At 71.4% G+C, this 12,318-nt stretch carries 8 protein-coding genes and 1 riboswitch; of the genes, 6 read left to right on the top strand and 2 right to left on the bottom strand.

Annotated features, from left to right (window positions below):
* Positions 1-284 precede the first annotated feature (284 nt).
* Positions 285-1,805, top strand: a complete 1,521-nt coding sequence (locus ACIO6U_RS26310; protein WP_401722831.1) for a DUF885 family protein — start codon at positions 285-287, stop codon at positions 1,803-1,805.
* Between the two features lie 38 nt (positions 1,806-1,843).
* On the opposite strand, the gene ACIO6U_RS26305 is transcribed toward ACIO6U_RS26310, so the two are convergent.
* Together ACIO6U_RS26305 and ACIO6U_RS26300 are read right to left on the bottom strand one after the other, a co-directional pair.
* Complete coding sequence (locus ACIO6U_RS26305) at positions 1,844-2,557, bottom strand: enhanced serine sensitivity protein SseB C-terminal domain-containing protein (protein WP_355348163.1); 714 nt, start codon at positions 2,555-2,557, stop codon at positions 1,844-1,846.
* Positions 2,558-2,761: 204 nt separating this feature from the next.
* Positions 2,762-3,535 (bottom strand): enhanced serine sensitivity protein SseB, encoded by a 774-nt coding sequence (locus ACIO6U_RS26300; protein WP_355348046.1) that lies wholly within the window; start codon positions 3,533-3,535, stop codon positions 2,762-2,764.
* Between the two features lie 94 nt (positions 3,536-3,629).
* Positions 3,630-3,727: riboswitch (glycine riboswitch) on the top strand.
* Positions 3,728-3,907: 180 nt separating this feature from the next.
* Between ACIO6U_RS26300 and gcvT the strand changes: the two genes are divergently transcribed.
* The 5 genes from gcvT (at position 3,908) to ACIO6U_RS26275 (ending at position 12,053) form a co-directional block, all read left to right on the top strand.
* On the top strand, positions 3,908-5,038 hold the full coding sequence (gcvT, locus tag ACIO6U_RS26295; RefSeq protein ID WP_355348043.1) for a glycine cleavage system aminomethyltransferase GcvT: 1,131 nt from the start codon (positions 3,908-3,910) through the stop codon (positions 5,036-5,038).
* Positions 5,039-5,158: 120 nt separating this feature from the next.
* A complete protein-coding gene (gene gcvH, locus ACIO6U_RS26290) occupies positions 5,159-5,539 on the top strand; it encodes a glycine cleavage system protein GcvH (RefSeq protein ID WP_401722827.1) in 381 nt (126 codons plus the stop codon).
* A 149-nt stretch (positions 5,540-5,688) separates the two neighbouring features.
* The gene (gene glyA / locus ACIO6U_RS26285; RefSeq protein ID WP_355348037.1) at positions 5,689-6,942 is read left to right on the top strand and encodes a serine hydroxymethyltransferase; all 1,254 of its coding nucleotides are present in this window, start codon (positions 5,689-5,691) and stop codon (positions 6,940-6,942) included.
* A 225-nt stretch (positions 6,943-7,167) separates the two neighbouring features.
* Positions 7,168-8,553: an L-serine ammonia-lyase gene (locus tag ACIO6U_RS26280; RefSeq protein ID WP_355348034.1), complete on the top strand. Its 1,386-nt coding sequence runs from the start codon at positions 7,168-7,170 to the stop codon at positions 8,551-8,553.
* Positions 8,554-9,815: 1,262 nt separating this feature from the next.
* Positions 9,816-12,053: a CATRA conflict system CASPASE/TPR repeat-associated protein gene (locus ACIO6U_RS26275; RefSeq protein ID WP_401722823.1), complete on the top strand. Its 2,238-nt coding sequence runs from the start codon at positions 9,816-9,818 to the stop codon at positions 12,051-12,053.
* The last annotated feature ends 265 nt before the right edge of the window (positions 12,054-12,318 follow it).

Below are 12,318 nucleotides of genomic sequence, written 5' to 3'. Positions count from 1 at the left end.
GGGTAACCGGCGCGCGCCCGCCGCTGTAGCGGCTTTACTCATCAGTCGTGCTGCTGGTGCGAGTCTCATGAATTGCGTGATGCATGAACTGGCTCTGCAGAAAGTGCTGTTGGTACGAGGCGGTGCAGGTGGTGCAGATGACAACGGGGGACCTGAGGCCCTTGCCGCTGGATTCTTCTGCGATGTGTCGATCACCCGCCAGCCCTCACCACGAAGGGATGCGCAACTGTGATGTGGTGATTCATCGACCGTTACCGACGCGTACCTCGGGGTACGGTCGTGTGGTGAACGAGCGGCTGCGTGCGGTATGCGACCTGATGGTGCCGGTGGTACGGGAAATGGCGGGGCGTCACGAGTACGACGGCCGCGTCCAGGACCTGTCGCCGGACGGCGTCCGTCGCGGCCTCGACGCGATGGCCCGCGCCCAGCGCGCCGCGGGACCGCTGGAGTCCGCCCACGACGACCGGCACCTGACGGTCTTCGAGGAGGCGCTGCGCGTGCAGTACGGGGAGCTGGAGCTGCACAGGCGCGACCCGTACCCGCATCTGTCCAATCTCGAACTCGCCTGCTACGACCGGGAGTACGCCTCCGGGCGGGAGCGCGCCAAGGCCCGCCGCAAGCATCTGGCGCGCTGGCCGGAGGCCGTGGACGCGGCGGTGGCGTCACTCGACCGGGTGAGCGCGCCGGTCGCGGACGCGCTGCTGGGCGCCGTACGCGGGCTCGCCGCCGGGCTCGACGCCGAGGACAGCCCCGACACCGCCGCCGCGCTGGCCGCGCACGGGCGGCTGGTCGCGCACATCGAGCGGGCCGCCGAGCACGGCGACCCCGACCCCCGGCTCGGCGGCAACGCGCTGGCCGCGCTGATGGGCAGTCAGGAGGGCCTGAGCGTCGACCTGTCGGCGCTCGCCGTCGAGGCCGACCGGGAGCGGGCCCGGCTCACCGAGCTGCTGGTCGACTCCTGCCGCGCGTACGACCGGCACCGGCGGGTGGACGAGCTGCTCCCCGAGCTGATGGCCGACCACCCCGACGCCGACGGCGTCATCCCCGAGGCGGCCAGGCTCACCGACGAGGTGATCGCCTTCACCCGCGCGCACAAGCTCGCGCCGTACGTGGACGGGGACTGTCTCGTCGGGCCCGCGCCGCCCTCCCGGCGCTGGGCCATGGCCATGATGAGCTGGGCCGCGCCCGCCGAGGCCGATGCCGCGTCCTGGTACCACGTCACTCCGCCGGAGCCGGACTGGCCGGCCGAGGAGCGCGAGGAGTGGCTGACCGTCTTCAGCCGCACCAGCCTGCCGTCGATCACCGTCCACGAGGTCGCTCCCGGGCACTTCGCGCACAGCCGCTCGCTGCGCCGGGCCGCGACGCCGGTGCGGCGGGTTCTGCACAGCCTCTCCTTCGCCGAGGGGTGGGCGCACTACGTCGAGGAGGTCTGCCTCGAAGAGGGGTTCCGGGCGCGGGACCCGCGCTTCGCGATCGGGGTCGCGCTCGAAGCGCTGGTCCGCGTGACGCGGCTGACGTGTTCCATCGGGCTGCACACCGGGGCGCTGTCCCTAGAGGACGCGACCCGGCTCTTCATGCGCGACGCCCATCTCGCCCGGGCCGGGGCCTCCGCCGAGGCGCGGCGCGGCACCTTCGACGCGGCCTACGGGCGGTACACCTGGGGCAAGCTGGAGATCATGCGGCTGCGCGAGCGGGCCAAGCGGAAGGCTTCCTTCACCTTGTCCGAATTCCACGCCGCCCTGCTCGCCCTGGGCAGTCCGCCGCTCGGCCTGATGTCCGCCGCCCTGGACGATTCCGGCGCCTGAGGGTCGCTCATCGCCGTTCGGGATCCGCCGGACAGGCCCTAGCGGGGGCCCCAGGCCGGTCCGCCGGCGAAGGCTTCGCGGTCGAAGAAGGGCTGCCCGTTGGCGCGCATCCACATGGCGACGGGATCGTAGGCGTCGGCCATGGCGACGGTGGAGACGGGCAGACCGTCGGGGACACCGGCCACGGACTGCTGCATCATGAGGCGGACGGACTCGACGGACTGCGGAGAGTCGTCGTAGACCTCGACGCCGATGGCGAGATAGGGCTCGCCGAGGGTGGGCTGGACCCAGGCGCGCCGGAGGGCGCGCACGGCGGGCGTGCGGTGCGCGGCCTGCGCGAGCAGAGCGTAGAACTGCGGAATCTGTAGCGAGGGTTCGCCGATCTGGAGCGGCCCGGCGGGCAGCAGGTCCAGCCCGGCGGCGATCCGGCGCAGGTCGAGCCAGGGCACCCCGACCCCGCCGCCCGGCGCGTGCGGGTTGAGCCAGAGGCCCCAGCGGTCGGGGAAGAGGGTCAGGGCGATGTCGCGCCCCGAGACGACCTCGTACTCCCGGGTCCAGCCGCTGGCGGCCAGCTCACGCGGCGAGGTGACGCACGGCGCGTAGCCGTGACCGCCGATCCGGAGGTTGCCGTACTGGGCATCGGCCGAACCGGGCGTGCCGTGCCAGAGCAGCATCCACACCTGGCCCTCGGCCAGCGACGCGAGCAGGTTCTCGTATGCGTCGAAGCGACCGGGCGCCACCTGGAGCAGCATCTGCTCCACATGGCCGGCCGCCGCCGCACCGCCTTGCGCGCCCGCGATCACGTGGGACCGCCCCTTCCCCTCGTTCGGTCTGCCCGGCGCACACCTGTGCGCCGCCCGCCATCAAACCAGGTCACGTCCTGGATCCCCACCCATGCCGTACGGCCTCCCGCCGGTCGGTCCCGTTCGGTCCCGATGAGTCCGGTTCGGTCCGGTTCAGTCCCGCGTGAAGAACGGCCGTACGGTCTCCAGCATCCAGTCCGCGACCGGGTCCTGTGCGACGTCCAGCAGAATCAGGTGGACGGGCCAGGGCAGCGGCGCGGCGCCGAGGGCGCGGCCGATGGCGTCCATGGCCGCGGCGCGGTCCACGTCCTGCCAGCGGTCCAGCTCGACCCCGACGAAGAGCGCGGGCGGCTCCTCCTCCACGGCGGCCAGCGCGCGGCGGGCGGACAGCACGACCGGGGTGACGGCGAACTCCCCCGCGGCGGTGGCGAGGAAGTCCACCGGCTCGTCGTCGTGGTCCGGTTCCCACAGCCGTACGCGGGCGCCGACCGTACGGCCGGGCGTGCCGTCCTGCTCGTACCGTTCGGCGGCGCCGCCGCGGCACAGCTCGGCGACGGCGGCGGGCGGCAGCGGCACTCCGACGGCGCCGCCGGGGTTCAGGGCGATGCCGACCAGCGGCGGCAGGCCGCGGGCGAATTCGTGGACGGGCGCGACGGTGCAGGCCATGCCGTCGGCGGCCTGCCGGAACTGCTGCTCGGAGCTGAAGACCGGCACATAGGTCGCGCCCTCCAGTTCGACGGTGGGCAGGTCGAGCCCCGGCGCGTCCGGCGCCCCGCCGTTCGGCAGCGGCACCCAGACATGGGAGCGCCCCAGCACCTCCAGCAGCCGGGGGGCGGCCGAGGGGTTGCCGAGGCTCGCGGTGAGCACCTCTTCCAGCTCGTTGGCCGGCCATATGTACGGTGCCGTGTACGGTGCCGGAATCTCCATGTCCACCCTTGTCCGCCCATGTGCCACTGTCCTGCCCGGAAACCCTAGCGGCTGGCGTGCAATGATTGGCGGCACAACTTGCATACCGGCCGTTGGAGGCCGCGCGGGAGAGTTCCGTCCCCTCACCGGGCCGGGCGCCGAAGGAGCAAGCCCTCCCTTGAATCTCTCAGGCACAGATACCGCGCGGGCGAGGCAGATCTGAAAAGCGGGCGGCTCCCTTGACGGGGAGCGGCCCCACCCAAGGTGCAAACCGGGACCCGCGAGGGTCACGGTGAACCTCTCAGGTTCCGATGACAGATGGGGAGACCCGGGGCGAGCATGCCCCGGCCCGCCCTGTCCGTCCCGTGCCGTCACCCCTCTGGGAGCCCTCCGATGAGCCAGCCACCGACCTCCCCGCGCCACACCGCCCTCGACGCGTCGCACCGCGCGCTCGGCGCGACCATGACCGACTTCGCGGGCTGGGACATGCCGCTGCGGTACGGCAGCGAGCGCGACGAGCACACCGCCGTCCGCACCCGCGCCGGACTCTTCGACCTCTCCCACATGGGCGAGATCACCGTCACGGGACCGCAGGCGGGCGAGGCCCTCGACCACGCGCTGGTCGGCCACCTGTCGGCGCTCGCGGTCGGCAGGGCCCGCTACACGATGATCTGCGCACCCGACGGCGGCATCCTGGACGACCTGATCGTGTACCGGCTCGCCGAGCAGGAGTTCATGATCGTCGCCAACGCCTCCAACGCCCAGGTGGTGCTGGACGCCGTCACCGAGCGCGCGGCCGGTTTCGCGGGCGCCGCCGTACGCGACGACCGGGACGCGTACGCGCTGCTCGCCGTCCAGGGTCCGGAGTCCCCCGGCATCCTGAAGTCGGTCACGGACGCGGACCTGGACGGGCTGAAGTACTACGCGGGCCTGCCCGGCACGGTCGCCGGGGTGCCCGCCCTGATCGCCCGTACCGGTTACACCGGCGAGGACGGCTTCGAGCTGTTCGTCGCGCCCGCCGACGCCGAGCGGCTGTGGCAGGCGCTCACCGAGGCCGGGGCCGCGGCCGGGCTCGTACCGTGCGGCCTGTCCTGCCGGGACACGCTGCGCCTGGAGGCGGGCATGCCGCTGTACGGGCACGAGCTGACCACCGCGCTGACGCCGTTCGACGCGGGGCTGGGCCGGGTCGTGAAGTTCGACAAGGCGGGCGACTTCGTGGGCCGGGCGGCGCTGGAGGCCGCGGCGGAGAAGGCGGCGGCCACCCCGCCGCGCAAGCTGGTCGGGCTGATCGCCGAGGGCCGCCGGGTGCCGCGCGCGGGGTACGCGGTGACCGACGCCTCGGGCGCCGTGGTCGGCGAGGTCACCTCGGGCGCGCCGTCCCCGACGCTGGGCGTGCCCATCGCGATGGCGTACGTGGACGCCGCGCATGCCGCGCCCGGTACGGAAGGGGTCGCGGTCGACATCCGCGGCACCCGTGAGCCGCACCGGGTCGTGGCGCTGCCGTTCTACAAGCGTGAGCGCTGACACGCTCGTACCGCCACCTGGTACCGGGCCTGTGCGTCCGGTACCGGACCTGTCCGTCGAGCCGACCGACCGCGCCGTCCCCGCGCGCGGGCACCCCTTCGCATCCGGGAGAATTCCGTCATGAGCATCAACCCCCAGAATCTTCGGTACACCAAGGAACACGAGTGGCTGTCGGCCCCCGAGGCCGAGGGCGTCACCGTCGGGATCACCTCGCACGCCGCCGACGCGCTCGGCGACGTCGTGTTCGTGCAGCTTCCCGCGGTGGGCGACGCCGTCACGGCGGGTGAGACCTGTGGTGAGCTGGAGTCCACCAAGTCCGTCAGCGACCTGTACTCGCCGGTCACCGGCGAGGTCACGGAGATCAACCAGGACATCGTGGACGACCCGGCCCTGATCAACTCCTCGCCCTTCGCGGACGGCTGGCTGTTCAAGGTCCGCGAGCCGCAGGCGACCGACGAGCTGCTGTCCGCCGCCGAGTACGACGCCTTCATCGCGGGCTGACCTTCCGGCCTCCGTCACGGGCCGGTCCCCCGGCCTGCACGGCGGGCCGGCCCCCGGCCGTCATCGCGGGCTCGCTTCCCGCCGGGCCCGCCGTCACCGGCCGTTCGCCGGCCCCCGGTATTCATCGACCTTCTGACCAGGAAGATCTCATGTCGCTGCAGAACCAGTCCCTGCACGAGTTCGACCCGGACGTCGCCGCCGCGGTCGACGCCGAACTCCACCGCCAGCAGTCCACCCTCGAAATGATCGCGTCGGAGAACTTCGCGCCGGTCGCGGTCCTCGAGGCCCAGGGCTCCGTGCTGACCAACAAGTACGCCGAGGGCTACCCGGGCCGCCGCTACTACGGCGGCTGCGAGCACGTCGACGTGATCGAGCAGCTCGCGATCGACCGCGTCAAGGCGCTGTTCGGCGCCGAGGCCGCGAACGTGCAGCCGCACTCCGGCGCGTCCGCGAACGCCGCCGCGATGACCGCCCTGATCAAGCCGGGCGACACCATCCTGGGCCTCGACCTGGCGCACGGCGGCCACCTGACCCACGGTATGAAGATCAACTTCTCCGGCAAGCTGTACAAGGTCGCGGCCTACCACGTCGACGAGCACACCGGTCTGGTCGACATGGCCGAGGTCGAGAAGCTGGCCAGGGAGCACCGGCCGCAGCTCGTCATCGCGGGCTGGTCGGCGTATCCGCGCCAGCTCGACTTCGCCGAGTTCCGCCGGATCGCGGACGAGGTCGGCGCGTACCTGATGGTCGACATGGCGCACTTCGCGGGCCTGGTCGCGGCCGGTCTGCACCCCTCCCCCGTGCCGTACGCGGACGTGGTCACCACCACGACCCACAAGACGCTCGGCGGCCCGCGCGGCGGTGTGATCCTCTCCAAGGCCGAGCTGGCCAAGAAGATCAACTCCGCGGTCTTCCCCGGTCAGCAGGGCGGCCCGCTGGAGCACGTGATCGCCGGAAAGGCGGTCGCTTTCAAGGCCGCCGCCACCGACGAGTTCAAGGACCGGCAGGCGCGTACGCTCCAGGGCGCCAAGATCCTCGCCGAGCGGCTGGTACGGGACGACCTCACCGAGGTCGGCGTCTCCGTCCTGTCCGGCGGCACCGACGTCCACCTGGTGCTGGTCGACCTCCGCGACTCCGCGCTCGACGGCCAGCAGGCCGAGGACCGCCTCCACTCGGTCGGCATCACCGTCAACCGCAACGCGATCCCCAACGACCCCCGGCCGCCCATGGTCACCTCGGGGCTGCGCATCGGCACGCCCGCGCTGGCCACGCGGGGCTTCGACGCGGAGGACTTCCGGGAGGTGGCGGAGATCATCGCGGCGGCCCTCAAGCCGAGTTACGATGCCGCGGCTCTCCGGGACAGGGTCGCCGCCCTGACCCGCAAGCACCCGCTCTACGCGTAGCCCCGTAGGGGCGAGGGGGGCACCTCCCGGCCGGAGGCCGACGGAGGAACCGCGTGCTCAGCCGGAGCGCTCCCGCAGGTCACCACCCGCCCCGGCGGGCAGTCCGGTTGTCGCCGGACCACCCGCCGGTGGGGGCTGGTCGCGCAGTTCCCCGCGCCCCTGGGAAACCCTCCTCCACGGGAGGAACCGTGAAGGGGCCGTGCCCCTTCGAGATCTGGAGTCCTCATGGCAATATCCGTATTCGACCTCTTCTCCGTGGGCATCGGCCCCAGCAGCTCGCACACCGTGGGTCCGATGCGTGCCGCGGGCATCTTCGTGCACCGGCTGAAGAACGAGGGACTGCTGGCGCACACCGTGTCGGTCCGGGCGGAGCTCTTCGGGTCGCTGGGGGCGACGGGCCACGGGCACGGGACGCCGAAGGCGGTGCTGCTGGGGCTCGCGGGCCACTCGCCGCGGACGGTGGACGTGGAGACGGCGGACGACGAGGTCGCGGCGGTGCGCGCGGCGGGCAGGCTGAGCCTGCTCGGGGCGCACGAGATCGCCTTCGACCCGCAGACGCAGATCGTGCTGCACCGGCGCAGGTCGCTGCCGTACCACGCCAACGGGATGACGCTGTTCGCGTACGACGCGGACGGCGCCCCGCTGCTGGAGAAGACGTACTACTCGGTGGGCGGCGGTTTCGTCGTGGACGAGGACGCGGTCGGCGAGGACCGGATCAAGCTGGACGACACGGTGCTGCGGCACCCCTTCCGCACCGGGGACGAACTGCTGCGGCTCTCGCGCGAGACGGGGCTGTCGATCTCGGCGCTGATGATGGAGAACGAGAAGGCGTGGCGTACGGAGGAGGAGATCCGCGCCGGGCTGCTCGACATCTGGCGGGTGATGGAGTCCTGCGTGCGGCGCGGGATGTCCCGTGAGGGAATCCTCCCGGGCGGCCTGAAGGTCCGCCGCCGCGCGGCGCAGTCGGCGCGCCAGCTGCGCGCCGAGGGCGATCCGGCCGCGCACGCGATGGAGTGGGTCACCCTCTACGCGATGGCCGTCAACGAGGAGAACGCGGCGGGCGGCCGGGTCGTGACCGCCCCCACCAACGGCGCCGCGGGCATCATCCCGGCCGTCCTGCACTACTACCTGAACTTCGTCGCGGCGCCGACCGCCGGCGCCGTCGACCAGGAGGACGCGGTCGTGCGCTACCTGCTGGCGGCGGGCGCGATCGGCATGCTCTTCAAGGAGAACGCCTCCATCTCCGGCGCCGAGGTGGGCTGCCAGGGCGAGGTCGGCTCGGCCTGCTCGATGGCGGCCGGCGGCCTCGCCGAGATCCTCGGCGGCTCCACGGAACAGGTCGAGAACGCCGCCGAGATCGGCATGGAGCACAACCTCGGCCTCACCTGCGACCCGGTCGGCGGCCTCGTCCAGATCCCCTGCATCGAGCGCAACGGCATGGCCGCCGTCAAGGCCGTCACCGCCGCCCGCATGGCCATGCGCGGCGACGGCCGCCACCACGTCTCCCTCGACAAGGTCATCAAGACCATGAAGGAGACCGGTGCCGACATGAAGGTCAAATACAAGGAAACCGCCCGCGGCGGCCTCGCCGTGAACGTGATCGAGTGCTGAGCTTTTAGCGCCTGAGCTGGGGTTCCCGTCTTTCGGCGCTGTCGGAGCCTTCCGTGCTTGCACGGCGGAACGTCCCTCGGAAGTCCCTCCGACCGAGTGGAGAGTCCCTGACTCCGCGTAGGCACGCGTGGGCTCGGCCGTTGAGGCAGTGCATCACGGTGCGAAACCCGAGCACCAAAGAACAGGGCAGTAGACGAGCGACCCAGGAGGTCGCCACTAGCCAAGCGCATCACGACAAGGAATGTCACCCACCCTGCAAAAATCCGCACGCCCAAGGGTGCCGCACGGAAGGTCTTTCGCAGGCGTTGGCGCTGCCCTCGGGAATGGGGTTTGCTAGGCCCTCCCTGAAGGGAGGACCTAGCGGCTGTGTTCCCGAAGGGGGGACGAGTTGTGCGGCTGCTTGACGCGACAGCGCTCGTCGCGAGTTCCTACTCGTGACGGTTGTCCCGCAGCGCTCTTACGATATCGATGACCATGAAGCCTATACCGACGCCCATGAGGGCTACAGTGGGCCACGAAGAGTGGCTTATCGCTTCGATCATTACGGCCGCGAGCAGTAGGGCGATAAGCGCCGGGATAGTGATCCGGACAGGTCTAGGCATCGATCAGCACTTCCGTTCGTTGATTCGCCAGAATCCGGTGGGGAGATCTGCGACGAAGGTGACACAGCGTGCTCGCACTGCTACGTGGGACGCCTTGGCCGTGACTGCCCACAGTCCCCAACGGAGCGCGTAGGCGCTAGCCTTGACAGCGGGCCACGGAATCTTGGATTCGATCATGCCGAAGCCCCCCCGCCACACCGGTTCCCCAGGCAACGTGCCTGGTCAGTTGCAGGATCGTACTGTTCGGGTCGCTGGCCGCTGTGGCGACGGCGAGGTCGCCGCCGATGCTCTGGACGTCGCGGGTGGGTATGCCGGTGGCGTCCTGGGTGGTCCACGCCGGAGCCGGTGGCGGAACAGTAGGTCGTGACGGTGGCCCCCGCGTCGGTGCCCGTGGACTTGGGCAGGGTGGCCTTGATGACGCGGCCCTGGGCGTCGTAGGCGGTGGTCTTGACCAGGTTCAGTCCGGCCGGGTCGGTGTCCTTGTTCGGACCGGCGTCGGCCGCCACGCTTGTGGTGTTGAACACCGATACGGTCGACAGCAGTTGAGCACGTAGCCCGAGAGGTCCTCGACACGGCCGAACCGTCAGTAGAATGCGGGGACTTACCGTAGTGAGTACGGCACGCAGCCCGGGGGCGAACGACCGAGTGCACGAACTCGCCGTGACGGAACAGGAAGTCGTGGCCCACGTCTTCGTGCCGCTCGACGCGCCGCGTGCCGACGTCTGGCCGACCGCAGTCCGCGTGATGTGGCAGCGCTTCCGTGCCCTCCAGGGCGCGAACCAGCCGGTGTGGGCGACGGCACCCACCGAGATCCCGGAGGTGCTGCCGGACGCGGCGCTGCACGGCTCGGTGACGGTGGCTGCCGTCCAGTCGCCCGGGGGCCTCGACCAGGCGATCGTGCGACGTCACGGTGCCGTACTGAATCTGTCGCTGCTGCTCGGGGCGCGCGAGGACCGTGCCTGGCCGGAGTTGGAGCAGCGGGCAGCCGACGTGCTCGGCCCGCTCGACGCCAGCTGCCTGGGCGCCGTGGTGCTGCTGGTCGGCAAGCAGCCCGGCGGGGCGGTCGGCGGGCTGGACCTGCTGGAACCGGAGCGCGAGGACGACGACCGGTACCTGCGCCGGCTCCTCCTGCTCGGGCATCCGGAGCAGGACGCCTTCCTCGGTGCCTGGGCGTGGTCGGCCGACAGCAGTGCCGAGATGCCGCCGTTCGTCAGCTACCTGATGCATATGGCCGCTGTCCGGCATCAACTGCGGGTCCACAAAAGGCTCTCCGCCATCGACGGCGGCGACACGGGTCTGCGGGCCTTGGTACGGCTCCCCTACGGCGGCGGGATCGGCGAACTGCCGCTCGGCGATCCGGCGCGGGCACTGCGCGGCCTCCGGCACACCGTGGACGTCACGTGGACCAACGCGCGACTGGCCCTGCGTCGGAGCCGCGAGGCACACGGCGGCGATGTGACCGACACCGACGTGCTGGACGACGACCGCGAGGTCGTCGACTGGTTCGTCCAACTTCTTGAGGACGGCATCACGCGCGTGGAGACGACCGACAGCCTGCCCGTAACGGCAACCGCCGAGCGTCAGGGCGCACGGCAACCGCCGCCGGACAACGACGAATCGGAACCGTCGGCGGAGTTGGCGCCGGTCGCGGCGACGGCGCCGACGCGGCCGGACGGCTGCCCCGTGCGGGTGCTCGCGGTGACCGACGAGTGGTTTCCCGCGCACGGCGGCCTGACGGCGTTCAACCGAGGGCTGTGCCTGGCGCTGACGGCGGCGGGCGCCGAAGTCCACGTGCTGGTGGAGAATTTCACCGCCAAGGAACAGGCCGACGCGGAGGAGCACGGGGTGCGTCTGCTCGCCGCGGCCCGGCCGGGCCGTACCGGGCGGCAGTCGCTGATGCGTCGCGCCGAATTGCCGGAGGGAGTCGTGCCGGACCTCGTCATCGGGCACGGCAGGGTCAGCGGACCTGCGGCGCAGGCACAGGCGGAGGACCATTTCAGGGGGGCGCGGCGGCTGCACTTCCTCCATGTCGAGCCGGACCAGGCGGAATGGTCCAAGGAAGACGAGGGTGACGACGTGGGTGCCCGCGCCGAGGCCCTCACGGAGTTGGAGTTCGACCTGTGCCGAGGTGCCGCCCGCATCATGCCGGTGGGACCGCGCCTCGAGGAACTGCTGGAACGGGAGCGAGGTCTGCCGGGATACCGGGACCTGCCCCCGATACAGCGCATCGACCCCGGATTCGACGGCGAGGCCGACCCGGTGGACGGACCGCGCTCCGGTCGGACGCAGATCCTGTTCATGGGGCGCCTGAAGGATGCGCAGTTGAAGGGGCTGGACATCGCCTGCCGGGCACTGGAGAAAGCGGTACCGCCGAGGTCCGGGCCCGGACACTGGGAACTGCTGGTCCGCGGCGCGCCCGAGGACACCTCCCGCAGCCTGAGCGAGTACGCGAAGGACTTGATCGGCCATCCGGCCATCGACGTCAAGGTGCGGACCTACACAGAAGACCAGGAGAAGATCCGCAGGGATGTGCGGCGGGCCAGTCTGGTGCTGATGCCGTCCCGAGCCGAGGCGTTCGGTCTGGTGGCGCTCGAGGCGATCGTGGCCGGGGTGCCGGTTCTTGTGAGCGGCCGCAGCGGGCTGGGCATGCTGCTTCGCGAGATCCTGCCCGCGGAGGCGGAGCAGGTCGTCGTTGACGTGGACGGTTATGAGAAGCGGCTGGCGGCGGACGCCGCCGCGTGGGAACGGGCCATCAACTCGGTGATGTTCGACCGGCCGAGCGCCTTCGCCCGGGCCGCCCGCCTGCGCGAGGCGATGGCTGAAAGAGTGACGTGGGGCACGGCCGCCGCCCACGTGCTGCGGTGCGCGGAGGTGGACGGCCGGCCCCAGGAGTCCTGAACCGACGGTCGTGCCGGGGTCTTCCGGTGTGTGTCCTCAGTGAGTCTGCATGGCTGTCGTCCTCCCGGGCCGGCCCGGCGAACAGCGCGCCGCCGGTGTCGGACCCCACCGGAACACGCGGATCCTCAGCACTCCCGGCCGCTCTGGAAGACACTGGACAAGTCTGGAGGCGCGGTACGAATCCGCACGGGTCGTATGCGTCACGATCCGGGTACGAGACACGCGGCGGGCATGCCGTACGGGTGTGCACGTCAGCCACGTCCGC

This window comes from Streptomyces sp. NPDC087422 (genome assembly GCF_044744145.1).
Lineage (GTDB): Bacteria > Actinomycetota > Actinomycetes > Streptomycetales > Streptomycetaceae > Actinacidiphila.
This window is presented reverse-complemented; position numbering and strand designations above follow the sequence as displayed.

Bases quoted from the DNA above. Each gene is read 5' to 3' on its own strand.
- ACIO6U_RS26280 (WP_355348034.1), top strand. From the start codon at position 7,168: ATGGCAATATCCGTATTCGACCTCTTCTCCGTGGGCATCGGCCCCAGC.
- gcvT (WP_355348043.1), top strand. From the start codon at position 3,908: ATGAGCCAGCCACCGACCTCCCCGCGCCACACCGCCCTCGACGCGTCG.
- ACIO6U_RS26305 (WP_355348163.1), bottom strand. From the start codon at position 2,557: ATGCTGCTCCAGGTGGCGCCCGGTCGCTTCGACGCATACGAGAACCTG.
- glyA (WP_355348037.1), top strand. From the start codon at position 5,689: ATGTCGCTGCAGAACCAGTCCCTGCACGAGTTCGACCCGGACGTCGCC.
- ACIO6U_RS26300 (WP_355348046.1), bottom strand. From the start codon at position 3,535: ATGGAGATTCCGGCACCGTACACGGCACCGTACATATGGCCGGCCAAC.
- gcvH (WP_401722827.1), top strand. From the start codon at position 5,159: ATGAGCATCAACCCCCAGAATCTTCGGTACACCAAGGAACACGAGTGG.